Source organism: Actinosynnema sp. CA-299493 (assembly GCF_050946825.1).
In the GTDB taxonomy this organism is placed as follows: Bacteria; Actinomycetota; Actinomycetes; order Mycobacteriales; family Pseudonocardiaceae; genus Actinosynnema.
The window spans coordinates 4,326,489-4,351,354 of record NZ_CP191993.1 but is presented as its reverse complement, the minus strand read 5'-3'; the positions used below and the strand labels follow the sequence as shown (position 1 = coordinate 4,351,354).

The following is a 24,866-nucleotide window of genomic DNA, read 5'->3' as shown; positions in this document are numbered from 1 at the left end:
CCTGATGGGTCACCGGGAACAGTTGCTCACCGGGGCTAAGCAGTGCCTCTACGAGCGCGGCTACGCAAGCACGACGGCTCGCGACATCGTCGCCGCCTCGAACACCAACCTGGCGTCCATCGGTTACCACTTCGGGTCGAAGGACGCCCTGCTCAGCGCGGCCCTGGTCGCCGCGTTCGAGGAGTGGGGCACGGAGATCGACCGGGTGATGGCCGCCGCGGGCTCGGACGGCACCGTGGCGAACCGGCTGGAGGCCATGTGGGCGGGCGTGCTGGAGTCGTTCACCAGCCACCGGCCGCTGTGGGTGGCCGGCCTGGAGGCGTTCGCCCTGGCCGAGCGGATGCCCGAGCTGCGCGAGCGCCTGGCCACGACCTACCGCCGCGCCCGCCCGTCGTTGGGCGGCTTGGCGGTGCCGGACGGTGACGAGGAGGACCCGACCAGGCTGGCGGCCGGGTCGTTCCTGCTGGCCGTGATGATGGGGCTGACCGTGCAGAGCCTCATCGACCCGACCGCGATGCCCACCGCGTCGGACCTGCTCTCGGCGGTCCGGGCCATCACCGACCGCTTGGACGTCCGGTTCCCGGACGGTCAGGGGGTCCCGACCGCCGCCGTGCCGACCGGGGACACCGGACCCGCGCCGGACGCGCCGGTGCCCCAGCCCTGACCTCGCCGGCCCCTACCCCGCCTGGGGTGCGATAGGGGTTGTCGGGTCGGTCGGCGCACCGGCAGGGTCGGACCTGCCCGGCACACCGATCGAGGAGGCTCCATGGCACGGCGGGAGCCATCGCGGTGAGGGCGGCGACGGGAACCTGGTTACGCCGGTTCCAGCCGACGTCCGACGCACCCACCCGCCTCGTCTGCCTGCCCCACGCGGGCGGCTCGGCCACCTGGTTCGCGCCGTTCGCCCGCAGGCACGCGCCGCGGGTGGACGTGCTGGCCGTGCAGTACCCGGCGCGGCAGGACCGGCGCGGGGAACCTCCCGTGCCGTCGATCACCGGCTTGGCGGCGGGGGTCGTGGCCGACCTGCTGCCGCTGGCGGACCGGCCGATCGCGCTGTTCGGGCACAGCATGGGCGCCACCGTGGCGTACGAGGTGGCCCGACTGCTGCGCGGGCACGGCGTGACCCCCGTGGCGTTGTTCGCCTCCTCCCGCAAGCCTCCGGCGACGCACCGGGGCGAGGTGCTGCACAGCAAGCCGGACGCGGACCTGCTGCGCGAGCTGGAGCTGCTGGGCGGCACCGACCTCCGGTTGCTGGACCGGGAGCTGCTGGACCTGGCGCTGGCCGCGCTGCGGGTGGACTACCAGGCGGTGGAGGACTACGAGCACGTGCCGGGCGAGCCGCTGACGTGCCCGGTGACCGCGCTCGTGGGCGACGCGGACCCCAAGGTCACCCCGGCGGAAGCGGCGGGCTGGGCGGCGTGCACCACCGGACCGTTCGCCCGGGAGGTGTTCCCCGGTGGCCACTTCTTCCTGACCGAGCACGCCGCCGCGGTCGACGCGCTGATCACGTCGCGGCTCGCCGCGGCCGCGAGGTGAACCGCCCCGCGGTCACGTCTCCGCCGCCAGTCCGATCGCGCACAGGTGGGCGACCCACCGGCGCAGGTCGGCGCGGATCCGAGCGGGGTCGTCGTCCCAGCTGCGGGCCAGCGCGTCGCCCGCCCGGTCCGCGTCGCCGTCGTGCTGCCACAGCGCTATCCACATGGCGGTGTGCGGCGCCTCCAGCACGTGCCGGGCGCCGGTCCCGGACACGGTCAGCAGCAGTCGGCCGTGCTGGTCGACCGTCGCCGCGACCGGGTTCGTCAGGGTGACCCGCACCGCCACCTCACCCGGCTCATCGGCGGCGGGGGCGTTCGTCCAAGGGGCGCAGCACGGGCGGCGCCAGCTCCAGCCGCACGTCGCACCACGCCGCCTGCCACGCCTGGCCGACCACGCAGAGCACGCCGCCACCGGCCGCGACGAACTCGCGCGCCACCGCCCGGACCACGTCGAGCGCCCACCGGTCGACGTCGAGCGCGTCGTCGAGGACCAGCAGCCGCGGTTCGCCCAGCAGCGTCGCGGCCAGCCGCACCAGCAGCTGCTGCCCGGCGGTGCACTCCGACACCGCCACGCCGGCGCTGTCGTCGAGTTGGCACACCGCCAGCAGCGAGTCCACCCGCCGCGCGGCCACCACGGGCGGGAAACCCCGGAACAGCGCCACGTGCAGCAGCACCTCGCGGCACGACAGCCGATCGCTCACCGGCACGCGGTCGGGCACCAGCCCGACGACCGGCCGGCGACCTCCGCCCCACGGGTCCCGTCCGACCAGTTCCACCACCCCTTCGTCGGGCGGCAGCAACCCGGCCGCGAGGCAGGCGACCGTCGTCTTCCCGCTGCCCGCGCCGCCGACCACGCCGACGACGGTCCCCGCGGGCACCACCAGGTCGACGTCACGCAGCACGACCCGGTCGCCGAACTGCTTGCCGACCCCGGACATCCTCAGCACGGCCGCGCGCCCGGGTGCCACCTCCACCTGGCCGCACCCGACCTGCTCGCTCGCCAACGTCACACCCATGAGCCCTCCCTGTGGCACGTGCCTCCACGCTAGGGGCGTCGGGGCGGCGGGAACATGGCGCTAAAACCACAACGAGGGTAGGGCTACCTCACCCCCCGATCGTGCAGCCCGACAACGGTGCGTGACCGCTGTCCGGCGCAAGCCGGCCGGTGGGCGCGCTGTCAATACCTGGCTGGGCGGTGATCGTCACTGGGTGGAGTGAAACGTGCCGTACGACCGAGTCCACCTCGACGGTCGTACGGCACGCATCCTCCACGGCCGGCGCACCTATGCCAGCGTGATCGCGTACACCTCCACGCGCGGGTCGTCGGGCAGGGTCACCGAGTGCACCGCCTTGGCCGGGTCGAGCGGCAGGGACAGGCCGAACAGGCGCACCGGCGGGCCGTCCACGCCCTGACCCGCCTTGATGCGGTGCGGCATCTCCAGCACCACCGCGCCGCCGGAACCGGCCCAGTCGCCGACCGTCACCGGCACCTCCGCCGTGCTGCCGTCGGCGTACCGGACGGTCACGGCGGCGGTCACCGGGCCGTTGTGCGCCGACGCCACGAGGCGCAGCGCGGAGTAGCGGCCGGTGGGCAGCAGCATCGCCTGCCCGCGTGCCTCCACGAAGTTCGGCGCCGTGCCGGACGCGTCCGGCGCCTGGTAGGTCACGCCGCCCCACACCACCGGACCGGCGGCGGGCAGCAGCGCGGCGTCGTAGCTCCAGCCCGAGCCGTCGAAGTCGCCCTGGTCGGACGCGGCGACCGTGGCCGTGCCGTCGTGGTCGAGCTCGCCGGTCAGGTCGACCGCGCACTGCGCGCCCGCCACCGCGCACGTCGCCGCCCGCCGGACTTCCACCACCGCCTCGCGCACCACGGTGTTCGGCCCGGTCACGGTGACCCGCACCGGGTAGCGGCCGACCGGCGTGCCGGCCGGCACCGTCGCCACCACCGACACCGTGCGCTGGGTCGGCAGCCGGCCGGACCTGATCACCGACTGCCCCGGGCTCGTCACCGACCAGCCGTCCGGCGCGGTCGCCGTGACGCCGACCGGCACCGAGCCCGGCGCCTGGGCGAGCACGTCCAGGGTCAGCTCGACGGTCTGCGGCGCGTCCGCCGTCGGCACGACCGCCGACGCCTGCCGCAGCGACGCGTCCACGTGCCGCCGCCCGTCTGCCTGCGCGCGGTCGATCGACGGCGGCTCGGCGCCGGGACCGGTGCCCCAGGACGACGGCGCGGTGCCGAGCCGGTGCGCCAGCGTGCCGCCGCCGGCCACCTCGTCCCAGTCCAGCCACGTCTTGCGCACGTCCCGGCCGTCGAACGTCACCTGCTGGACGTACCGGTTGGCGTCGCTGGCGCCCGGCGCCGTGATGGTCAGCGTCTTCTGCCCCGTCCGCACGACCGCGTTCGGGAACTGCGGGCTGGACAGCGCGAGGAAGTCGCCGCCGCTCATCGTCGGGTACAGGCCGAGCGACGAGAACACGTACCAGGCCGACATCGTGCCCAGGTCGTCGTTGCCGGTCATGCCGTCCGGACCGGTGGTGAACAGCGTCATCGCCGCGCGCACCACGGTCGCCGTCTTCGCGGGCGTGCCGGTGGACAGGTAGAAGTACGGCGCGAGCAGGTCGGGTTCGTTGTTCGGGTTGTACGTGGGCTTGCCGTAGTAGTCGTAGGGCTGGGTGATCCAGTCCTCCCGCACGGTCCCGGCCGGGTCGGCGAGCAGCTTGTCGTAGGCGAAGAAGGCGTCGAGCCGCTGCTCGGTCGCCCGCCGGCCGCCCATCAGCTGCACCAGGCCGTTCGGGTCCTGCGGCACCAGCCACTGGTACTGGAACGCGCCGCCCTCGTGGAACTGGTGACCGGCGTCGACCGGGTTGTACGGGGTCACCCACGTGCCCTCGGCCGTGCGGGGGCGGAAGTGGCCGGTCGAGGCGTCCCACAGGTTGCGGTACCACTGCCCGCGCTCGGCGAACACGCGTGCGTCATCGTGCTTGCCCAGGCCGCGCGCCATGACGGCGAGGGACGCGTCCGCCGCCGCGTACTCCAGCGTCGCCGACGCCGGGTGCACGCAGTCGTTGTCACCGCCCTTGTGCGCGCAGTCGGCGCCGAGCGCCAGACCGGACGGGATGTAGCCGCGGTCGCGGTAGAACTCCACCCCGGACCGCCCGTTGTAGGGCGAGTCGGCCGGCGGGAGGGTGGTGGCGTTGCGCTTGAGCAGCTCGTACGCCTCGTCCTCGTGCCCGGCGAGCAGGCCCTTCGACCACGCCTCGACCAGGAACGGCGTCACCGGGTCACCGGTCATGATGTTGGTCTCGCTGTTGGCCAGCGCCCAGCGCGGCAGCCACCCGCCGTCCCGGCCGCTCGCGACCACCGAGAGCGCCACGTCCCGGGCGACCTGGGGTTCCAGCAGCTCCAACAGCTGGTTCTGCGGCCGGTAGGTGTCCCACAACGACAGGTTCTGGTACGGCGTGAAGCCGTCGGCGACGTGGGGCAGGCCGTCGAAGCCCAGGTACTTGCCGTCCACGTCGCCGGCCAGGTTCGGGTGCAGCAGCGAGTGGTAGAGCGCGGTGTAGAACGCGGTCCGCCGCTCCGGCGCGCCGCCGTCGATCCGGATCGAGTCCAGCCGCTGCACCCACGCCCGGTGCGCCGCGGCCTTCGTCGCGTCGAAGTCGTAGGAGTCGCCGGTCTCGGCGGCGAGGTTCTTCCGCGCACCGTCCATCCCGGTGTAGGACAGGCCGACCTTGAGCACCACGTCCCGGTCGGCCGTCGCGTCGAACGTCACCCACGCGCCGTTGCCGCCCTGGCCCGCCGCGTCCGGCACGCCCGGCGCGCGGGTCGTGCCGCGCCACGTGCCGAAGCTCGCGAACGGCCGGTCGAACGTGGCCGTGAAGTACACGGTGTGCTCGTCGTGCCCGGCGCAGAACCGCCCGGCCTTGATCCGGCCCTCCACGGTCCGGTCGCCGACCACGTGCACCTCGGAGTCCAGCACCTGCTGGTTGGCCTTGCCGGTGTTGAACAGGACGTTCGCCTGCGCGCCCGCCGGGAACGCGTGGCGCTGCCAGCCGGTGCGCGGCGTGGCGGTCAGCTCGGCGTTCACCCCGTAGCGGGACAACCCGACCCGGTAGTAGCCCGGTCGAGCCTCCTCGTCGGCGTGCGAGTACCTCGACCGGTAACCGGCGGCGTCGACGTTGTCCACCACGCCGGTGGTCGGCATGATCGGCAGCTCTCCCGCCACGCCGCAGCCGACGCCGGACAGGTGCGTCTGGCTGAAGCCGTGGATCTCCTGCTGCCGGTAGTCGTAACCGCCCTGGCCGCCGGTGTCCGGGCTGACCTGGACCATGCCGAACGGCATGCTCGCGCCGGGGAACGTGTTGCCGAAGTTCTGCGTGCCCACGAACGGGTTCACCAGGGTGGTCGGGTCCACGTCGGCCCGGGCGTCGGGCGCCGCGACCGCCGGTGTTCCCCCGAGGGCCAGCGCGGCGGCGAGCAGGAGCGTGTTGCCTCGTCTGAGCGGCATCGGCAGGGTGGCCCTCTCTGGGTGACAACGTTGTCAGGTGACCCGCGTGCCCGATCACCGCCTCGACTCTCGCGCACCGCTCCCCCGGTCGTCCAGCCCCGACCAGGACCCTGACCGGACAGATCCGAACCACGGCAACAGGCAAGCCGCCGCTTGCAGGCAAGCCGTCACTTGCCTATCGTGGTGGCCGTGGCGGAGGAACTCTTCAAGGCGCTGGCCGACCGCACCCGCCGCCGCATCCTCGACGAACTGGTCGAACGGGACGGTCAGACCCTGTTCGAGCTCTGCTCACGGCTGCTGACCAAGTACGAGCTGGGACTGACCCGGCAGGCGGTCAGCCAGCACCTGGCCGTGCTGGAAGCCGCGGGACTGGTCCGGTCACGGCGCGAGGGCCGCTACAAGTTCCACGAGTTGAACACCGAACCGCTCGAGCTCATCGTGACTCGATGGCTCAGGCCCGAAGCACCGGAGAACACCCCATGAGGATCCACCTGTCCAGCGTCTTCGTCGACGACCAGGCCAAGGCCCTGAGCTTCTACACCGACGTGCTGGGCTTCGTGAAGAAGAACGACGTGCCGGTGGGCGAGGACCGCTGGCTGACCGTGGTCTCGCCCGACGATCCCGAGGGCACCGAACTGCTGCTGGAGCCCAGCGGCCACCCCGCGGTGCAGCCGTACAAGGACGCGCTGGTCGCGGACGGCATCCCGGCCACCGCCTTCGCCGTGGACGACGTCCGCGCCGAGTTCGACCGGATGCGCGGCCTCGGCGTGCGGTTCACCCAGGAGCCGCTGGAGATGGGCCCGGTCGTCACCGCGGTGCTGGACGACACCTGCGGCAACCTGATCCAGATCGCCCAGTACAAGTAGGTCCACTCCGGACGCGAGCGACGCCGGCCGGTTTCCCCTTTGACCGGCCGGATCCGCGACGTTACGTTCGGATCATGTCGGAGTACCGCGACCACGCGGCGAGGCTGCGGTTCCGCGCCAACGTCGCCCTGTCGCCGGACGGCACGTCCGTCGCGTACGCCACCAACACCGACGGGCAGCACAACCTGCACGTGGCGCCGGTCGCCGGCGGTCCCGCCCGCCGGCTCACCGACTACACCGAGCACGCCGTGCGGCAGGTCGCGTGGTCGCCGGACGGCCGGAAGCTGCTCTACACGGCCGATTTCCGGGGCGACGAGCAGTTCCAGCTGTACCTGGTCGACGCCGAGGGCGGCACACCCCGGCAGCTCACCGACGCCCCGGACCGCCAGCACGTGCTCGGGTCGTCCCTCTTCACCTTCGACAGCCCCGCGCCGTTCACCCCGGACGGCCGGAGCGTCGTCTACGCGGGCAACGACCGTGCCGTCGGCGTGCAGGACGTGCTGGTCCAGGACCTGGAGACCGGCGCGGTCCGGCGGGTCGAGTCGGTCCCGGGCACGCTGCTGCACGCCGTGTCGGTCTCGCCGGACGGCCACTGGCTGCTCACCTCCGGCAAGCACAGCCTCTCCGACACCGACCTCGGCCTGGTCGACCTGCGCGACCCGGACTTGCCGCACCGGGTCCTGACCGCGCACGAGGGCCACCGGCTGCACGTCGGCGGACCGTGGGCCGACGACTCCTCGGGCTTCCTCCTGCGGCACGACGCCGGCGGCGAGTTCCTCTCGCTCGGCGCGTACTCCCTGGCCACCGGCGAGGTCACCGACCTGGCGACGCCGCCGTGGGACGTCGAGCAGGTGGCGGCCTCCGGCGCGGTGCGGGCGTGGGTCGTCAACGAGGACGGCGTCTCACGGCTGTCCGTGCTGCGGGACGGCGAACCGGCGCCGTTGCCCGAACTGCCCGCGGGCGTGGTCGAATCGCTGTCGGCGGTCGGCGACGTGCTGGTGTTCCTGCTCTCCACCGCCACCCGGCCGGCCGAGGTCGTCGCGCTCGACCTGGCCGCGAACGAGCTGCGGTACCTGACGTCCGCCGCGCCGGCGGTCGACGTCGCGCTGGTCGAGCCGGAACTGGTCCGCTACCCGACGCACGACGGCCGCGAAGTTCCCGCGTGGCTGTACCGGCCGCGCGGCGGCGGCGTGCACGGTGTGGTGGTCTCCATCCACGGCGGCCCGGAGTCGCAGGAACGGCTGCGCTACAACTACTCCGGGCTCTACCAGTACCTGCTCGCACGGGGTGTCGCCGTGCTCGCGCCGAACGTGCGCGGCTCGACCGGCTACGGCAAGACCTACCAGCGGCTGATCCGGCACGACTGGGGCGGCGGCGAGCTGGGCGACTTCGAGCACGCCGTGAGGTACCTGCACGGCCTGGACTGGGTGGACCCGGCCCGGATCGGCGTGTGGGGCGGGTCCTACGGCGGGTTCGCCGCGCTGTCCTGCCTGTCCCAGCTGCCCTCGCTGTGGGCGGCGGGCGTGTCGATCGTGGGCCCGTCGAACCTGCTCACCATGACCCGCTCGGTGCCGGCCACCTGGCACGCCGAGAAGGCCCGCCTGGTGGGCGACCCGGACACCGAGGCGGAGTTCCTGCTGGAACGCTCGCCGATCACGTACGCCGACGCGATCACCGCGCCGCTGTTCGTGATCCAGGGCGCGAACGACCCGCGCGTGGCGAAGGCGGAGAGCGACCAGATCGTGGCCGCCCTGAGAGGACGCGGTGTCGAGGTGCGGTACGACGTGTACGACGACGAGGGGCACGGCTTCACCAACCGGGAGAACGAAGTCCGCGCGCTCGGCGACACGGCCGATTTCCTGCTGACCCACCTCGCCGGCACCACCGCGGAACCGACATGACGGCGCGGCCTGCTGCTGCTCGACGTCGACGGACCGCTGAACCCGTACGCCGCGAAACGACACCGCCGCCCCGACGGCTACCGCACGTTCCGGCACACCCCGCGCGGGACCTGGCACGCCGGCCGTGACGCGCGCTGGCACAAGGGGCTGCGGGTGTGGTCGAACCCGGGGCACGGCGCGCTGCTCCGGGCGTTGGCCGACGAAACCGGTCTGGAGCGTGCCGACCAACCTGTGCCACGTCGATCCGCGCCGGGGCCTGTGCCCGGAGCACCTGGACGCCGTCCGGGCCTGGGCCGCGACCATCGACTAGTCCACAGTGGACGACAGGTGGACCCCTCCGCCGGCGGGTAGCCTGGGTGGCCGGGACCAGGGAAGGGGTCGACGTGCCGGGACTTCGGCGATTCGCGCTGATCGGCGTGCTGCTGGCGACGCTCGGAGCGTGCACCGGAACACCCACCGGGACGCCCACCGCGACCTCCGCCGCAACGACGGAACCGTCCACCGCGCCGCCTGCCGAGCGCGTGTACGTGTCGTTGGGCGACTCCTACGCGACGGGCTACCGGCCGGCCGCCGCGGGCGAGGGCACCGACCGGGACGGTTTCGCCTACCTCGTCGCCGAGCGGTCGGACCTGCGGTTGATCAACCTGGCGTGCAGCGGCGCGACGTCCGAGCAATTGCGGACCGAGCCCGGCTGCCCTCCCGCCAACCGAGGCCCCGACGCGCCCGACCCCGCCGGCCGCACCCAGCTCGACGCGGCCGTGCAGGCGCTGCGCGAGCACCGGGGGCGGATCGGCCTGGTGACGGTGGTGATCGGCGGCAACGACCTGGCGCCGTGCGCGCAGGCGCGCGACGCGTTGACGTGCGCCTCCCAGGCCGTGGGCGCCGTCCGGACCAACCTGGCCGCCACCCTGCCCGCCCTGCGCGAAGCCGCCGGTGACGCCCCGATCGTGGGCCTGACCTACCCGGACGTGTTCCTCGGCGCGTGGGTGTCCCCCGCGTTCCCCAACGGCCAGGACCTCGCCCGCCTGTCGGTGTCGTTGTTCCGCGACTTCTTCAACGCCGCCCTCAAGTCCGAGTACGAGAAGGTCGGCGCGGAGTTCGTCGACGTCACCGCCACGACCGGCGGTTACGGCCCGTTGACGGAGACCACCCAGGACCCCGCCTACGGCCCGATCCCGACCCCGGTGGCGAAGGTCTGCGCGCTGACGTACTTCTGCGAGCTCACCGACGTGCACCCCACCCCCGCCGGCCACGAGGCGATCGCCACCGCCGTCCTCACCGGCCGTTAGCCCCGACGTCCGCCGAACGCGGCGTCACGGCGTCCGGTGCCACGTCACCCCCGCAGAACACGAGCGGCCGGCGCCGCGCGTCACGGGGCTCGACGTCGACGAGTTGCTGATCAGGCTGCGCGCCGCCGTGACCGAGTTGTCGCCGGACTACCGCCTGCGCAACGGAGAAGGCGACGAGTACGAACCCCTCTAGGCATCACGGCACGAACCCGACGACCGGTCCGGGACGGTCACGGCTGCCCGGCACACCGATCACCAGCGCCCCCGGCGCGGGTGTGAGGCGTCCGTCGATCCCGAACGGCAGCCCGCCGATCGGCGGGAGCGCGGTGGTGATGGGAGCGCTGCCGTCCAAGCCCTGCGCGGACACGGAAAGCTCGCCCGACGGGTTCGAGCACAGCCGCACGAACCGGGTCGTGGTCGTCACTGCGGCGCGCGTCAGCGGGCAGCCCGTCACGTCGAGCGACACGGCACGTCCGGTGGCGGGGTCGACGGCGTGCACCGGCGCGTCACGGCGGCGGTCACGCAGCACGGGGGTCGGGCCCAACCCGACCTCCACCGCCGCGGGCGGCTCGACCAGCCGGGTCACGCGCCCGGACGCGACGTCCACCAGCGCGTCGGTCAAGGCGTCCGGCGGCAGCCCGTCGCCGGACATCCGCACGTGCGCCACCGACCCGTCGGTGGTCGTCACGACCTCCACCTGGCGGTTCGCCTCCCGGTCGGGGTCGAAGGCAGTGGTGTGCCGCCACAGCTCGCGCCCGTCGTCCTCGGCCAGCCCGACCACGGCGAGCCGGTCCTCGCACGACACCGCGACGGTCACCCCCACCGGACCGGCGCCCGCCACGGACGCCGTGCACCCGTCGGGTCGCGGCCACCGCCAGCGCTCCTCACCGGTCCCCGGGTCGTCGGCCGAGACGCCGCCGCTGTCCGCCGTCACCACCGAGGTGGCGCCGACGAACAGGTTCTGCCCCAAGGCGCGTCCCTCCACCGCCCGCTCGAACCGCGGCGTCCCGGTGTCGGCGTCCAGCCCGACCAGGAGACGTCGCGGCGGCTGCCGGCCGCGGTCGAACAACGCCAGCACCGACCGCCCGTCCGGTGACGCGGACACCGAGAGCAGCAACGCGCCGAACCTCGCGTAGCGCCACTGCGGCCGACCGTCCGCCCCGTCGAGCCCGACCACCGCGCCGTCCTCCGTGCCGACGGCCACGCCGTGCCCGGCCGCCACCACACCGACCAACCGCGCCGGGGGCTGCCACTCCCACCGCTTCACGCCGGCCAGCTCCACCACCGGTCGCGGCGGCTCGGTCCACGCGCCGCGCACCTCCGACCGCACGGCCGCGGCCTCGACCGCGCCCGGCGCGACGACCGCCGCGACGACCACGACGGCCGCACCCAGCACCCCGAGCGGACGCACCCGCCACGACCCGGCCGCCGGCCCGCCGACCGCGACCGCCAGCGCGCCGACGGCCAGCAGGGGCAGGTCCGCCTCGGGCAGCCCGTGCGCGACGTCCACCCCGACCGCCACCGCGACGAGCCCGAACACGACGCCGGCGAGCGCGACACCCACCCACCGGCGACCGCTGATCACGAGGTGCGCAGCCACTCCGACCGCGACCACGAACAGCACGTACGGGTAGTCGATCACCTCGACCCGGGCGCGCTCACGCGGCACGAACAACGACACCAGGGCGCAACCGGCACCCGCGAGGACCACATACCGCAGCACAGCACTGCGACGCGACCGCGCACCCACCCGTTCCGCGCGGCCCGTCCAGCCCCGGACACCCGCCACCTGCCGAGCACCCGCAGCCGGCCCGGCCTTCTGAGGCACGGCGGGCATCCCCCGTGGTGGCGATCTTTGCGCCTGATGATCGGTTCGGGTGGGCCGGAAGGACTAGGGTGGGTGGCCGGACCAGCGACGAGGATCTCCACAGCATGGCGCACCCATCCCACCCGTCCCGACCGGTCCGCGCGGTCCTGGTGGAGGACCACCGCATGGTGGCCGAGGCGTTCCGGCTGGCCTGGGCGGACTCGGGCGAGGTCGAGGTCGTGGCCACGGTCGGCTCGGTGGCCGCCGCGCTCGCCGCGGTCCGCGAGCACCGGCCCGACGTCGTGCTGCTGGACCGCCGGCTGCCCGATGGCGACGGCCTCGACGCGATCCCCGGCTTCGAGGAGTGCGGCGCGCGGGTGCTGGTGCTGACCGGCGAGGCGACCGTGTCCGTCGCCGCCCGCGCCGCCGAGTCGGGCGCCGCGGGCCTCGTGCTCAAGTCCGCCCGCCTGGAGGAGCTGACCGAGGCCGTGCTGCGGGTGGCGGCCGGTGAGGTCGTGTTCGACGGCGGGCTGCTCCCGGGCGTGCTGGACAGGCTCACCGGGCGCGGCAAGGTCACTGGGGTGCCGCTCACGGTCCGTGAGCGCGAGGCGCTGCTGCTCATGGCCGAGGGCGCGAGCACGGAGGAGATCGGCGAACGCATGGGCGTCGCCCGCAACACCGTGCGCAACCACGTGCAACGGGTGCTGGAGAAGCTGGGCGCCAGGTCGAAGCTGGAGGCGGTGGCCGTCGCCCGCCGCGACGGCCTGCTCGACTAGTGCAGCTGCACTAGACACGGCCGGTGTCGGTGCGTCTGGGCGCCGGCCGCCCGATGCCGGAGAGTGTGAACGTGGACCTTTCGCTGTCTGGCCCGGTGGCGGTGTTCAGCGCGCCGCTGGACCGGGGGGCGGCCGGCCTGGCCCGCGACTTCGTCCGCAAGACCCTCATCGACCTCGGCTACCTCGGCGATCACAGCGATGTCGTGCTCGTCGTCTCCGAGCTGGTCTCCAACGCCCTGCGCCACACGACCACGATCCCCGTCGTCCGGTTGGCGGGCAACGCGCTCAAGCTCCGGGTCGAGGTCGAGGACGGCAGCCCGGTCCTGCCGCGCGTCCGCTTGTCCGCCGCCGTCGGCGGGTGGGGTCTGCAGCTCGTCCAGCAGTTGACCACGGTCTGGGGCTCGAACCCCGAGGCCGCCGGCGGCAAGGTCGTGTGGTGCGAGATGGCCGTCGAAGCCACGCCCTGACGCCCCGCGCGCCGGCCGTGGCACCCCTACCGACCGTGGTGCACAGTGACGCCATGGTTGATCACCCCACCGAGCCCGGCCTCGAACCGCCGGCCGAGGACGCGTACCGCCTGCTCGTGGACAGCGTGGTCGACTACGCGATCTTCATGCTCGACCCGACCGGCCGGGTCATCACCTGGAACGCGGGCGCGGAGCGGATCAAGGGCTACTCGGCCGAGGACATCGTCGGCAAGCACTTCTCGACCTTCTACCCGCCCGACGACCTCGCCGCGCGCAAGCCCTGGCACGAGCTGGAGGTCGCCGCCGAGGTCGGCCGGTTCGAGGACGAGGGCTGGCGGCTGCGCAAGGACGGCAGCCGCTTCTGGGCCAACGTCATCATCACGGCCCTGTTCGAGAAGTCCGGCCGGCTGCGCGGGTTCGCCAAGGTCACCCGCGACATGACCGAACGCCGGCGCGTCGAGCGGACGTTGACCGAGCAGCGCAAGCTCGTCGGGCACCTCGTGGAGGCGCAGGAGCTGGAACGGCGGCGCATCGCCTGGGACGTGCACGACGACTCGATCCAGTCCATGGTCGCCGTCGGCATGCGGCTGCAGCTGCTCGCCAACCGGCTGCCCGAGCCGGAGGCCGTCGTCGTGCGGCAGCTGGACGAGGCGGTGCGGGCGGCCGTCGAACGGCTGCGCGACCTGGTGTTCCGGCTGCGCCCGCCCGAACTCGACCGGCACAGCCTGACCCAGGCCCTGGACCACTACCTCACCGACGTCGCCGGACCGTGGGGCATCTCCTACCGGCTGCGGCACGCGCTGGACCACGAGCCGTCCGACGAGTCGGCGATCACGATCTTCCGCATCTGCCAGGAAGCGCTCGTCAACATCCGCAAGCACGCGCGGGCGTCCGCGGTCGAGGTGTCGTTGACCTCGGTCGACGGCGGCACGCTGGTGGAGGTCGCGGACAACGGCGTCGGGATCGGCGCGGGCGTCGACACCAGGGCGGGCGCGCCGGTCGACCGACCGGCGGTCGACCACTTCGGCATGATCGAGATGCGTGAGCGCGCGGAGACCTCGGGCGGTTGGTGGTCGGTGGGAGAAGGCGACGGTGGTGGCACGGTGGTGCGGTTCTGGGTCCCGGACTCGTCCGGGGGTGAGCCGTGACGGACCACCGGCTCAGCGTGGTGATCTCCGACGACAACCCGATGATCCGGGACGCCCTGCGCGAGGTGCTCGACGCCGAGCCGGACTTCGAGGTCGTCGCGGTGGCGCGGGACGCGGACGAGGCGATCGAGCTGGTCGAGCGCCACAGCCCCGCCGTCGTCGTGCTCGACGTGCGCATGCCCGGCGGCGGCGGTGGCCGGGCCGCGCGGGAGATCAGGCTCCGGTCGCCCAACACCGGCATCCTGGCGCTGTCGGCCTTCACCGACCGCGAGACCTTCCGCGAGTTCGAGTCGGTCGGCGTCGGCGAGCACCTGGTCAAGGGCGTCTCGAACAGCGACATCGTGGCGGCCGTCCGCAGGTTGGGACGACCGGGGCGAGGTGATCACCCCGGCGTGTCGCCACGCCCGGGGGCGTAGCGTCGGACTGGTACAACTGTGGATCGACACCGCGCAGCACACCCGGGAGACGTCGTGGCCGAGCCGATGGGGCAGCCCTCACCGATCCTCGACATCCGTGTCACCCGAGCGGGTGACGTCCTCGTCGTCGGCGTGGCGGGTGAGCTGGACATGGACACCACTTCCGAGGTCCGCGCCACCGTCGTGTCGGGCCTGGTCGAGCGCCCGTCCGCCCTGGTCCTCGACCTGTCGGGGGTGTCGTTCTTCAGCTCCGCCGGGTTGTCGCTGCTGCTGGAGGTCCGGCGCCTCGTCGGCACCCTCGCCGTCGTCGCGACCAGTCGTGCCGTCCTGAGGCCGATCCAGCTGACCTCCCTCGGGCCGCTGCTGACCGTGTTCCCGTCCGTCGACGAGGCGCTGGCCTCGCTCCCCTCGACCCGGCGCGTCCGCCACGCCGACTAGCCAGGGCCGATGTATTCGGGACATGCGAGCGTTCGACTGATTTGCGCAATAGCGCGATGAGGTTTTCGCAACCTTACGAGAATCGTTGACAGCGCGTTAGAGCCGGCCGAACACTGTCTGCATCGACAGACCCTGGACCGATGTCGATCGAGTCGCCCACGCGATCGGGTCCGGCCGTGGAATTCGACGGACGGTGCCCCGCCGCGGTGTACGACACCGCGCGGTGCCATGGCCGCCTCGCCGCCGCCGACCCGGCACGCCGGTTTCGCCGCACATCGGGTGGACCTTCGCTGACCTCAACGAGGAGGAAGCACAACAATGGACGACAACGCCCCTGCGCATTCGATCAGCCGCAGGACGTTCATCGGCGGCGCCGGAGCCCTGGCGCTCTCCTCCGGGCTGATCCTGCCCGGCACCGCCCAAGCCCAGACCGTCACCACGAACCAGACCGGCACCCACAACGGCTACTACTTCTCGTTCTGGACCGATGCCCAGAACACCGTCTCCATGACCATGGGGTCGGGCGGGCAGTACAGCACCTCGTGGCGCAACACCGGCAACTTCGTGTGCGGCAAGGGCTGGAGCACCGGCTCCCGCCGGACGGTGCGCTATTCGGGCAGCTTCAACCCCTCGGGCAACGGCTACCTGTGCCTCTACGGCTGGACGTCGGGCCCGCTCGTCGAGTACTACATCGTCGACAGCTGGGGCAACTACCGACCCACGGGCACCCACCGGGGCACGGTCACCACCGACGGCGGCACGTACGACATCTACCACACGATGCGCTACAACGCCCCGTCCGTGGAAGGCAACAAGACGTTCGCGCAGTACTGGAGCGTCCGCCAGCAGCGAAGGGTCGGCGGCAGCATCACCACCGGCAACCACTTCGACGCGTGGAGCCGGGCCGGCATGCAGCTGGGCAGCTTCCGCTACTACATGATCATGGCGACCGAGGGTTACCAGAGCAGCGGCAACTCGAACATCACCGTGAGCTGAGCACGCGGAACCCGTGGCGCGGCGGCGATGAAAGCCGCCGCGCCACTTCGTGCTCGGGTCACCCCGACACACGCGACCCGGCGTTCAGGTCAGGAACCCGGCGGTGCGCCGACCCCGAAGTCCGCGAACAGCCCGTCGAGCACTTCCGCGAACACGTCGGGCCGGACCAGCGGACCCAGGTGATCCAGGCCCGGCACCTCGCCCAGCCGTCCCGCGGGCAGTTCGGCGCACGCCGCCGCGAGCGACTCGCCGGTCACCACCGCGGACTCGCCGCCGCGCAGGAACACCGTCGGGCACCGCACGGCCGGCAGCGCCTCCCGCCACGGGCACGAGACCGCGGTGCGGAACAGGTGCGCCTCCACCTCCGGCGCGCAACGCAGCCGCACCCCGCCGTCCGGGTCCTCGACCAGCCCCGAGTCGACGTAGTCGGCGAGGACGTCCGGCGCGAGCCGGGACAGCGGCGGTCGGGCGGACCACCGGGCGAGCGCGTCGGCCCGGGACGGGAACACCCCGCGCCGCCGGGCCGCCGCCTCGGCGAACGTCGGGTCGTGCCGGGTCGCGAGGATCGGCTCGAAGCAGACCAGCAGGTCGAACGTGCCCGGCGCCCGTGCCTCGGCCAGCAGCAACGACGTCGCGCCCAACGAGTGGCCGACGCCGATCAGCGGTCCGACGCCCGACGCGCGGGCCGCGCCGAGGACGTCGTCGGCGAACACGCCCCAGTCCGCGTCCTCGGCCAACGGCGGCGCGGAACCGTGGCCGCGCAAGTCGGGTGCGGCGGCGCGCAACGGTGTCCGCAGGTTTTTCACGACCGTCCGCCAAACGCGTCCGGTAAAGCCCGCCGCATGGCAGAACAATGCCGTCCGGATGGACTCGTCCGATTGTCGGCGATCATTCGGGAAGTACCGCGTGAAACCGGATCGTCCGAGGTCGGCGACGTGGTCCACGGCATCCCTTCGGAAGTCCGATCGAAGGGCTGGCACACCTGTCGGACAGCCCCTACGATCAGCGCCGGTCAACAATTCGTTCGGTGATCCACCGCGGTCGGATTCCACCATAGTGGAATGGCCGACCGAGGCGGCGACGCCGATTGCCGCGCACGGGCGCCACCCCACCCCCTGTCGTGCCCGACCGACGCGGCGACGTGCCGCACCGGCACGATTCCCTCGGTGAAGGGCGCAGTGTGAACCCGTCCCCGGTACCGGGCCTGGTCTCGGTCGTCATGCTGGTCCGCAACCGCCTGGAGCACACCCGCCGGGCGTTGGCGTCCCTCGCCCACGCGTCCGGCGCGTTCGAGGTCGTCGTGGTGGACAACGGGTCCGACGACGGCACCGCCGAGCACCTGGCCGCGCTGGAACACCCCCGCCCGATGACGGTCCTGCGGCACGAGGACGACCGCGGCGGCAGCGAACGGCGCAACGTCGGCGCGGCGGTGGCGCGCGGCGAGTTCCTGTTCTTCCTCGACAACGACGTGCTCGTCGACGACCCCGACGTCGTCGAGGTGCTCGCCGCCGAACTGGCCGCCGACCCCGGGCTCGGCGCGGTGTCGCCGTTGCTGCTCTACCCCGGTGACCGCGAACTGGTGCAGTGCGCCGGCGGCGCGTCCACCGCCGACGGCCGCATCGGACCCGTCGGCCGGGGCAAGCCCTTCGGCGCGGAGCACCGCGAACACCGCGAGCAATCGTGGGCGCCCACCGCCGCGCTGATGGTGCGGCACAGCTCGTTCCGACGGGTCGGCGGGTTCGACGAGTCGTTCGACCCGGTGTCGCTGTGCGAGGACGTCGACCTGTGCTGTCGCCTGCGCGCCGACGGCGAGCGGCTGCGCTACGTCGGCTCGGTGGCGATGCGGCACTTCGAGGGCACCACGTTCAACCACGTCGGCCACGACAAGCTGCCCATCTGGAAGCGCCACACGCGCGTGATCCGCAGCCGTTGGGCGGAGGTCTTCGCGACGGGGCCGACGCACGCGGCGGCGGACCTGGCGTGGGTACCGGTCGAGAAGGACTACACCGACCTGGACCGGCCGCGGGTGTCGGTGCCCGCCGACCCGGGTTCCGCTGCGGCGGACCTCAGCTTCTTCGCCAGCGACCGCGCGCTGGCCACCGCCGAGCCCGCCGACGTGCGGGTCGTGCTCGTCGGCGCGGACGCGGTGCCGGCAATGCGCGGCGTGCGGGTGGTCGGCGTGGCCGATCCCGATGTGCGCGCGTTGCTGCACACCGCACGCGCGCACGGTGCCCCGTGGGCGTTGCGGGACGGCACGCGGCTCGTGGAGACGGTTCCCGCCGAGGGTGTCGTGGTGTCGGCGCCGGACACGGCGGCGGCGCTGACCGCGTTGCGCCGAGGGCTGCACGTGCTGCTGGACAAGCGGGCCGTGGACGACCTGGCACCGTTGGTCGAGGCCGCGCGGCAGGCGCCCGGCCGGTGCTCCGTCGACCTGCCGTGGGCGCACCACCCGGAACTGGTCGAGCTGGGCAAGGCGGTCACCGAAGGCGGCGCGGAGGGCTTCGCGGTGCACGTGGACCGACCCGAGGGCCACGACCTCGTCACCGAACTCGGCCCGGACGCGCTGGACGCCGTCGAACGGGTGCTCGGCGTGCCCGTGACCGACGTGCGGACGGTGGCGGCGACCCGGTCCCGGGTGCGGGCGGTGGCCGTGGCCGGCGGGGTGACCGGGTCGATCGAGCTCGGCTGGGGCGAACCCCGGTTCCATGTCTCGGTCACGGGCGCCGCCCTCGCCACCGACCTGACCGCCGACCTCGCTGCTGACCTGGCCGTGCCGCCGGTGAGCGGCGCGTACGCGGACTTCGTCGCCGCGCTGCGCGGCGGGCCGACGCCGTTGACCGAGCTGGCCGCGGTCGCCGGCCTGTTCGACGTGGTGCTGCGGTGGCGTTCGGACGTGGCCGCACTGCGCGCGACCCCGTGACGTGCCCCCGCCCCCGGGCGGGCCCGAGCAGGAAGAGCCCTTGGATGAACCTGGTCGACGCGCTGCGTGCCGGAGCCGACGCCGGAGGGTGGCTGGACCGGCCCGCCTACGAGGTCGACGGCGCCATGCTGACGCACGCCGACGTGTACGCCGGTGCGGCAAGCGTCGCCGGCGCCCTGGCCGGTTCGGGCGTGCGGCCGGGTGACCGGGTCGTGCTGGTGCTCGACGACGGACCGGACTTCGTCCTGGCGTTCCTGGGCGCCGCGCACGCGGGGGCCGTGGCCGTGCCGGTCAACCCCCGGCTGCACCCCGACGAACTGCGGCGGGTGCTGCGTTCCGCCGGACCGGCGCTGGTCGTGGGCCGCCCGGGGTTCTCGGCGGAGGGGTTCCCGGTGACCACCTTCACCGCCCTCGACGGCGGGGAGCCGGTCCCGGTCACGCCGCGTGCCGTGGACGATCAGGTGTACGCGACCTTCACCTCGGGCACGACCGGAGCGCCCCGCCTGTGCCCGCAACTGCACGGCGACCCGATCCTGCACCACCGCTCGTTCGCCGTGCCGGCCCTGGAGCTGGGGCCGGACGACGTCGTGCACTCGGTGTCGAAGATGTACTTCGCCTACGGCCTGAGCAACTCCCTGTTCTTCCCCCTGCTCAGCGGCAGCCGCGTGGTGCTGAACCCGGAGGCGCCGCTGGTCGACGACGTGCTGGCGATCGTGGACAAGTACGACGTCACCGCCCTGTTCGCCGTGCCCACCTTCTACCGCAAGCTCGTCGCCCACCCCGGCAGCGACCGCCTGGCGACCCTGCGCCTCGCCGCCACCGGAGGCGAAGTCCTCTCCGCCGCGCTCGAAGAGCGCCTGATGGAGGTCCTCGGCGAACGCCTGCTCAACGGCATCGGCACCACCGAGGTCGGCCAGGCGTTCACCCACAACACCCGTTCCGCACGCCGCTTCGGCACCGCGGGACGTCCCCTCCCGCCGTTCGAGGTGCGCGTGGTGGACGACCGGGGCGAACCCCTCGAACCGAACATGATCGGCCGTCTGCAAGTGCGCGGCCCGACGATCACGCTCGGCGTCCACGATGACGGCACCGCGAAGCGCACCGCAGACTGGTACGCCACCGGCGACCTGGCCTCGACCGACCCCGACGGCTACGTCACCGTCACCGGCCGCCTGGACGACATCGAGAACGTGGGCGGCATCAAGATCCACCCGCTGGAGGTCGAAGAACTCCTGGCCGGTCACCCCCTGGTGCGCGAGGCAGCCGTCTGCGCCGTCACCGATGACGACGGCTCGTCCCGACTGCACGCCTACGTCGTCCGCACCGAAGGCCCGCTCGACGACACCGAGCTGGCCGACGCCCTGACCACCCTGACCCGCCACCACCTGACCGCGTACAAGGTCCCCCGCAAGATCCTCTTCGTGCCTTCCCTGCCGCGCACCGGCTCCGGCAAGCTCCGCCGCCACGTCGTGCGGACCTGGCGGCCCTGATCCCGGAACCGGGCTGTCACATTCGCCGCCTTCCCGACGACGAATCACGTGTACACCTCGGGCAGGAAGGTCGGCGATCCATGACGCGAACCAGTGGCGACGTGCGGGCACTCCACGACGGCGGCCCGCCCACGGTCGCCGACGTCGACGAGATCGCCGCGCACCCCGACCCGGTCGTCCGGAACCTCCTGATCACCCACTGCTACCACCGGCTGTCGCGGGCGTTGGCCGACAGGGTCGGCGGGTCCGCGAACTGGTGCACGTTCGCCGTGTGGGCGTCCAAGCAGGTCGGCCAGACCATCCGGCAGGAAGACCCCGCCCGCGCACTGGAGCGGATGCTGAAGACCTCGCCCGAGGCGACCGCCGCCGTCGACCTGCTGGTGCGCAGCCTGCGGCGAGCCGTGCCCCACCACGTCCTCGACCACGCCGAGCGGTCGGTGCGCCGAGCCGTGGTGGCCGCGACCCGGCTCGACGCGGCCGGTGATGCGTCCGCGCGGGGCAACCTCAAGGTCTTCGAGGAGATCGCCCGCGAGTTCGCCCGCTTCCTGGCCGATGCCGCCGACGACCTCGACGGGTTCTGCGCCACGCTCCGCCCCGGAGAGCCACCCGAGGGCCAGCGCTACCTCCGGCAGGCGTTCACCCACTACCACCGAGCGATGTCCGCCGTCGACCCGAAGGAACGGGCCGAGCTCCTGCTCCTGGCCAACATCGAGATCGGCCTGCACGAGCAGACCCGCCTCCAGCCGGAGATCACCGCCGCCCTGGAAGCGCCCCTCGTCGACCCGCGCGACCTCGAACGCCGGGTCCTCGACCTCCTCCTGCCGGGCAACCGCGTGGTCAAGTGGCTGCGGCGCGTGCTCCTGACCGTGCTCGGCCGCCGCGCGCCCGTGCGGCTGGCCAGCGAACGGCTCGCCGACCAGGCCCGTGCGCTGGCCCGTCGGGTGATCACCGAGCACCTCATGACGCTGGCGCTGCCGGGCGGCGAACTGCTCGACCTCAGCCAGGACCTGAACTCCGAGTTCCCGCCGCTGCTCACCGAACTGACCGACCCCGACCTGCTCGCGCTGCTCAAGACCGTCGACCCGACCACCGACAGCCTCCTCGACACCGCCGCCCGCGACTGGTCGGACCTACCCGACCGGATGCACTACATCGCCGACATGTTCCGCTGCCACGCCCACCGACCCGACCTCCTCAACCCACCGTTCACCCCCGAGCAAGTCACGGACCTCACCAACGGCCGCCTCCCCACCGGCCACCTCTAACCCCACCCCCGTTGCGGGTGACAAGCCAGCCGTGCCCCATCGGGCGACGTCACCACGTGTTGGCCCTACGGCAACGCGATCCCCGACCCCTTGTACTAGCCGGCGCATCACCTTCAACGACGAACGGAAACCAACTGGACGAAGCCCTGGCCACACAAAAAGCACCACCCCCACACCTCTACTCCTCAACGCTCTCCCACCCGCACCCCCCCACACACACCCCCCCAATGACCGTTCACACGAACCCTCGAAATAGCGACCGCATTCAACCACCGGATACCACCCCAAGACCTTTTACCAAAGTAACGCCACATACGCCCAGCCACCCCACCCGCACAACCTGACAGCCTGCGCACCCCATGGCCCCCGCCCACCCCTCAGACGTTGACCACGACCATGGACCGTCCGCAGCGTCCCATCAGCCTCCTCGGCGACGCCCAAAAGGGGCATCACCTGCAACATCGTGAGCGTCGCCCCTCACCCAACACGAACCGGCCCCGTGTTCAAGTGAACACGGGGCTGGCAGCAGCAGCGCCGTGACGCTGCCGTGATCAGGGGTTCTGTGTATCCGTATTCGCAGCTCGCGCAACAAGGGCACTGGCCGCAACGTGCGCCCGATCCAGACCCACGGCGAGCAGCGTGGCGCGAATAACCGAGACAGGAACACGGTTCCTCAGTGCGAGCGCGGTGCGCTCGGTCTCGATGTCGAGCCGAGTCGCAACGTCGGCCGGAAGCATGACCGGCACCAGATCCGTCACGTCGTCGTAGATGAGAGGTGGAACATCATTAGTCACCGCGTCAGCGTCGCCGGTCGGAACAACAAATACCAGTGCCCAATAGGCTGACGATGAACCGGACAGCGACCCCCGGTCCTACCCCCACCTGCCCTCCCAACGCCCACCACAAGCCCCTTCCCCACCACCAACACCCGACCAGCCACCCCCACCGGCCACCACTCCACCCACCCCGCCACCCAACATCCCCTCACCCCCCCAGCAGCCCTCACCAACCAACCACTCACCCCAACCCCCTGACCAGCCAAAACCCCCACAGCCCACCAACCAGACCCCCCGATTTGGACCCTGGAAGACGATCATGTAATCTATGCCCACACCACGGCGAGAGCCGAGTCCGGGTGGCGGAATGGCAGACGCGCTAGCTTGAGGTGCTAGTCCCCGAAAGGGGGTGGGGGTTCAAGTCCCCCCTCGGACACGCGCACTATTCACACGGCCCACGGGTTTGATGATCACATCAGCCTCGTGGGCCGTGTGCGTGTAGCGAACTTGCAGGTCAACCGCCCTGTAGAGGCTCGCCACGCTCTCTATCTCAGCATCGGCCAAGGCCGCTCCGACGTTACCCAGTGAGTCGATCATCGCGTGCACCTCGGCAGCGCTCAGCGCGTCCAGTGCCGGTGTCCCCTCCAGCTCCGCCCGCGCGGCAGCCCGAACCGCCTGCGCCTCGTTCATCGGCTCGACCAACGCCAGCGGGTCAATTCCGGCTTTGATGGCCTCTTGGAACCGGCTCAACTGAGCCTCCGCCTTGGCGAGCCGCACTTTCGCCGCCTCCCTGCCGTTTGCCGCGCCGTTCGTTCCCTGCGACTCCACGAGAGCCGCAACAGTCCGGTCCCGGTTCTCCGGCGCGAACAATCGCCCGAGCCACCCGTTCACCGCTTCTTGGAGAACGTCTTCGCGGAGGTAGACCGTGGGTGGATGCGTAGCGAGCGCAGGTGATCCGGGCGCGAGCGTCCGAGCCGGACACCGGTAGTACACGCCGCGCGCCCGTGGGCTTGCCTCCATCTTCCGACCGCAGGCGGTGCACCTGACGATGCCCCGGAACAGGTACGGCCGTTTCGTGGGCCGCTCGGCGCGCTCGGTCTTGCGTGCCGTCTTCAGCCCGCCGGCGGACTTCGACTTGCGCAGTAGGTGCGCCTGCGTGAACTCCTCGACGCTCACGATCGCCGGATGAGCTGGCTTGCGGGACCGCACGATCCGATCGGCGCTCGCCCGCCGGAAGCGGATCACGTAGCCAGCCGCCACGTCGTCAGGGTCGAGCAACATCTCCTGCCGAGCCCACCGCCCAAAGAACGCGAACCCCGTGTACCTCGGGTTGTCCAAGATCGCACGCACCGTGCTCCCCTGCCAACCATCGGCCAACCGGTGCCGATTCTGGTCCGGCCGCCGAGCAGACGGGCACGGAATCCCGTCACGATTGAGGCCCGTTGCGATCGCCCGGTCACCTCGGCCGCTCACGTACTCGGCGAAGATCCGCTGGACCACCTCCGCCGACTGCTCGTCAATGGCCAGCACCCGCAACCGGTAGCCCTCACTCGCCTTCCGCGGATTCGGATGCGGACCGCCGTCCACGACCACGTAGCCGTACGGCGCACGTCCGCCCTGGTGCCGACCCTCATTGACCACCTGCGCATCCATCGCCGCGCGGACACGAGCCTGCACATGCTGACGCTCGGACTCGCTCATACCGCCGAGCACGCTCATCAGCATCTTGTGTGACGGGTTCCGGGCGTCGAACTTCCCGCCCAGCTCCGGCACCCACAGATCGACGCCGTACGCGGCGAACTTCGGCGCGACGAGCGAGAACTGATTGCCGAACCAACACCGAGTGCCCTCCCCGACCACCAGGGCGTTCCACCCGCGATACGGGTTCTTCAACGCCGCCAGCAGCCGAGCAGCCTCCTCTCGACGCTCCCACGGCACGGACCGCGACTGCCCCACGTCGAAGAACTCTTCAGCGACGACACCGCCGAGCGGTTCCACGAACTTCCGCGCGTTGCCGAACTGCCACCCGCGCGACGTCTCGGGATCTTGGTTGTCCTCCGTCGAGCACCGCCCGTAGACCGCTACAGGCCCGATACCGTCCTCGATCGCTTCGACCACCTCGACGCCCAGCAGCTCGTCCAGCGTCGCCCACGGGTCTCGGCTGATTTCAACAGTCACTGTCACCTCCTCCCGGAGGTCCGTCCAAGACCTCCACCTCGGTCAGTTCGACCAGTATGGCAAGCAGTATGCGGCTGGTAGCGGGTGTCA

The 24,866-nt window shown here is 72.2% G+C and carries 22 protein-coding genes and 1 tRNA gene; 16 read left to right on the top strand and 7 right to left on the bottom strand.

Going from position 1 to position 24,866, the window contains the following annotated elements:
- The first annotated feature begins 4 nt into the window (after positions 1 to 4).
- Together ACQPYE_RS18160 and ACQPYE_RS18155 are read left to right on the top strand one after the other, a co-directional pair.
- On the top strand, positions 5 to 664 hold the full coding sequence (locus tag ACQPYE_RS18160) for a TetR/AcrR family transcriptional regulator (RefSeq protein ID WP_498722552.1): 660 nt from the start codon (positions 5 to 7) through the stop codon (positions 662 to 664).
- A gap of 125 nt (positions 665 to 789) precedes the next feature.
- Positions 790 to 1,536, top strand: a complete 747-nt coding sequence (locus tag ACQPYE_RS18155) for a thioesterase II family protein (RefSeq protein WP_498722551.1) — start codon at positions 790 to 792, stop codon at positions 1,534 to 1,536.
- 12 nt (positions 1,537 to 1,548) lie between these two features.
- Here the strand turns inward: ACQPYE_RS18155 and ACQPYE_RS18150 are convergent, their stop codons facing one another.
- The 3 genes from ACQPYE_RS18150 to ACQPYE_RS18140 form a co-directional block, all read right to left on the bottom strand.
- A complete protein-coding gene (locus tag ACQPYE_RS18150; RefSeq protein WP_498722550.1) occupies positions 1,549 to 1,815 on the bottom strand; it encodes a hypothetical protein in 267 nt (88 codons plus the stop codon).
- A gap of 16 nt (positions 1,816 to 1,831) precedes the next feature.
- The gene (locus ACQPYE_RS18145; protein ID WP_498722548.1) at positions 1,832 to 2,551 is read right to left on the bottom strand and encodes an ATP-binding cassette domain-containing protein; all 720 of its coding nucleotides are present in this window, start codon (positions 2,549 to 2,551) and stop codon (positions 1,832 to 1,834) included.
- A 267-nt stretch (positions 2,552 to 2,818) separates the two neighbouring features.
- The gene (locus tag ACQPYE_RS18140; RefSeq protein WP_498722546.1) at positions 2,819 to 6,043 is read right to left on the bottom strand and encodes a GH92 family glycosyl hydrolase; all 3,225 of its coding nucleotides are present in this window, start codon (positions 6,041 to 6,043) and stop codon (positions 2,819 to 2,821) included.
- Between the two features lie 189 nt (positions 6,044 to 6,232).
- Between ACQPYE_RS18140 and ACQPYE_RS18135 the strand changes: the two genes are divergently transcribed.
- From ACQPYE_RS18135 to ACQPYE_RS18120, 4 genes are all read left to right on the top strand, one after another.
- Positions 6,233 to 6,526: an ArsR/SmtB family transcription factor gene (locus ACQPYE_RS18135; RefSeq protein ID WP_498722544.1), complete on the top strand. Its 294-nt coding sequence runs from the start codon at positions 6,233 to 6,235 to the stop codon at positions 6,524 to 6,526.
- Positions 6,523 to 6,909, top strand: coding sequence for a VOC family protein (locus ACQPYE_RS18130; RefSeq protein ID WP_498722543.1), 387 nt, complete (start codon positions 6,523 to 6,525; stop codon positions 6,907 to 6,909). Before ACQPYE_RS18135 ends, ACQPYE_RS18130 begins: the two co-directional genes overlap by 4 nt.
- A 74-nt stretch (positions 6,910 to 6,983) precedes the next feature.
- The gene (locus tag ACQPYE_RS18125; protein ID WP_498722542.1) at positions 6,984 to 8,810 is read left to right on the top strand and encodes a S9 family peptidase; all 1,827 of its coding nucleotides are present in this window, start codon (positions 6,984 to 6,986) and stop codon (positions 8,808 to 8,810) included.
- A 383-nt stretch (positions 8,811 to 9,193) separates the two neighbouring features.
- Positions 9,194 to 10,099 (top strand): GDSL-type esterase/lipase family protein, encoded by a 906-nt coding sequence (locus ACQPYE_RS18120; RefSeq protein ID WP_498722541.1) that lies wholly within the window; start codon positions 9,194 to 9,196, stop codon positions 10,097 to 10,099.
- A gap of 196 nt (positions 10,100 to 10,295) precedes the next feature.
- Here the strand turns inward: ACQPYE_RS18120 and ACQPYE_RS18115 are convergent, their stop codons facing one another.
- Positions 10,296 to 11,810, bottom strand: a complete 1,515-nt coding sequence (locus tag ACQPYE_RS18115) for an outer membrane protein assembly factor BamB family protein (RefSeq protein ID WP_498722540.1) — start codon at positions 11,808 to 11,810, stop codon at positions 10,296 to 10,298.
- 221 nt (positions 11,811 to 12,031) lie between these two features.
- Here ACQPYE_RS18115 and ACQPYE_RS18110 point away from each other — a divergent pair, with 221 nt between their 5' ends.
- From ACQPYE_RS18110 to xynA, 6 genes are all read left to right on the top strand, one after another.
- Positions 12,032 to 12,682 carry a response regulator transcription factor gene (locus ACQPYE_RS18110; protein WP_498722539.1) on the top strand — a complete coding sequence of 217 codons (651 nt, stop codon included), beginning with the start codon at positions 12,032 to 12,034 and terminating at the stop codon, positions 12,680 to 12,682.
- A 71-nt stretch (positions 12,683 to 12,753) separates the two neighbouring features.
- Complete coding sequence (locus ACQPYE_RS18105; protein ID WP_498722538.1) at positions 12,754 to 13,149, top strand: ATP-binding protein; 396 nt, start codon at positions 12,754 to 12,756, stop codon at positions 13,147 to 13,149.
- A 53-nt stretch (positions 13,150 to 13,202) separates the two neighbouring features.
- On the top strand, positions 13,203 to 14,297 hold the full coding sequence (locus tag ACQPYE_RS18100; protein ID WP_498722537.1) for a PAS domain-containing sensor histidine kinase: 1,095 nt from the start codon (positions 13,203 to 13,205) through the stop codon (positions 14,295 to 14,297).
- Entirely contained in the window at positions 14,294 to 14,713 is a 420-nt protein-coding gene (locus ACQPYE_RS18095; RefSeq protein ID WP_498722536.1) for a response regulator, read from the top strand. The genes ACQPYE_RS18100 and ACQPYE_RS18095 overlap by 4 nt, the downstream gene beginning before the upstream one ends.
- 54 nt (positions 14,714 to 14,767) lie before the next feature.
- Complete coding sequence (locus tag ACQPYE_RS18090) at positions 14,768 to 15,151, top strand: STAS domain-containing protein (protein ID WP_498722535.1); 384 nt, start codon at positions 14,768 to 14,770, stop codon at positions 15,149 to 15,151.
- A 318-nt stretch (positions 15,152 to 15,469) separates the two neighbouring features.
- Positions 15,470 to 16,147 (top strand): endo-1,4-beta-xylanase XynA, encoded by a 678-nt coding sequence (gene xynA, locus ACQPYE_RS18085; RefSeq protein WP_498722533.1) that lies wholly within the window; start codon positions 15,470 to 15,472, stop codon positions 16,145 to 16,147.
- 89 nt (positions 16,148 to 16,236) lie between these two features.
- Here the strand turns inward: xynA and ACQPYE_RS18080 are convergent, their stop codons facing one another.
- Complete coding sequence (locus ACQPYE_RS18080) at positions 16,237 to 17,202, bottom strand: alpha/beta fold hydrolase (protein WP_498722532.1); 966 nt, start codon at positions 17,200 to 17,202, stop codon at positions 16,237 to 16,239.
- Positions 17,203 to 17,327: 125 nt separating this feature from the next.
- On the opposite strand from ACQPYE_RS18080, the gene ACQPYE_RS18075 reads away from it, so the two are divergent.
- The 3 genes from ACQPYE_RS18075 (at position 17,328) to ACQPYE_RS18065 (ending at position 21,822) form a co-directional block, all read left to right on the top strand.
- On the top strand, positions 17,328 to 19,067 hold the full coding sequence (locus ACQPYE_RS18075) for a glycosyltransferase (RefSeq protein ID WP_498722531.1): 1,740 nt from the start codon (positions 17,328 to 17,330) through the stop codon (positions 19,065 to 19,067).
- Between the two features lie 44 nt (positions 19,068 to 19,111).
- A complete protein-coding gene (locus ACQPYE_RS18070) occupies positions 19,112 to 20,557 on the top strand; it encodes a class I adenylate-forming enzyme family protein (protein ID WP_498722530.1) in 1,446 nt (481 codons plus the stop codon).
- A gap of 80 nt (positions 20,558 to 20,637) precedes the next feature.
- Entirely contained in the window at positions 20,638 to 21,822 is a 1,185-nt protein-coding gene (locus ACQPYE_RS18065; protein WP_498722528.1) for a hypothetical protein, read from the top strand.
- Positions 21,823 to 22,373: 551 nt separating this feature from the next.
- On the opposite strand, the gene ACQPYE_RS18060 is transcribed toward ACQPYE_RS18065, so the two are convergent.
- The gene (locus tag ACQPYE_RS18060; protein WP_498722527.1) at positions 22,374 to 22,616 is read right to left on the bottom strand and encodes a hypothetical protein; all 243 of its coding nucleotides are present in this window, start codon (positions 22,614 to 22,616) and stop codon (positions 22,374 to 22,376) included.
- A 335-nt stretch (positions 22,617 to 22,951) separates the two neighbouring features.
- Between ACQPYE_RS18060 and ACQPYE_RS18055 the strand changes: the two genes are divergently transcribed.
- Positions 22,952 to 23,034, top strand: a tRNA-Leu gene (locus tag ACQPYE_RS18055).
- Here ACQPYE_RS18055 and ACQPYE_RS18050 read toward each other — a convergent pair.
- Positions 23,016 to 24,776, bottom strand: a complete 1,761-nt coding sequence (locus ACQPYE_RS18050) for a recombinase family protein (RefSeq protein ID WP_498722525.1) — start codon at positions 24,774 to 24,776, stop codon at positions 23,016 to 23,018. The genes ACQPYE_RS18055 and ACQPYE_RS18050 overlap by 19 nt on opposite strands.
- Between the last annotated feature and the right edge of the window lie 90 nt (positions 24,777 to 24,866).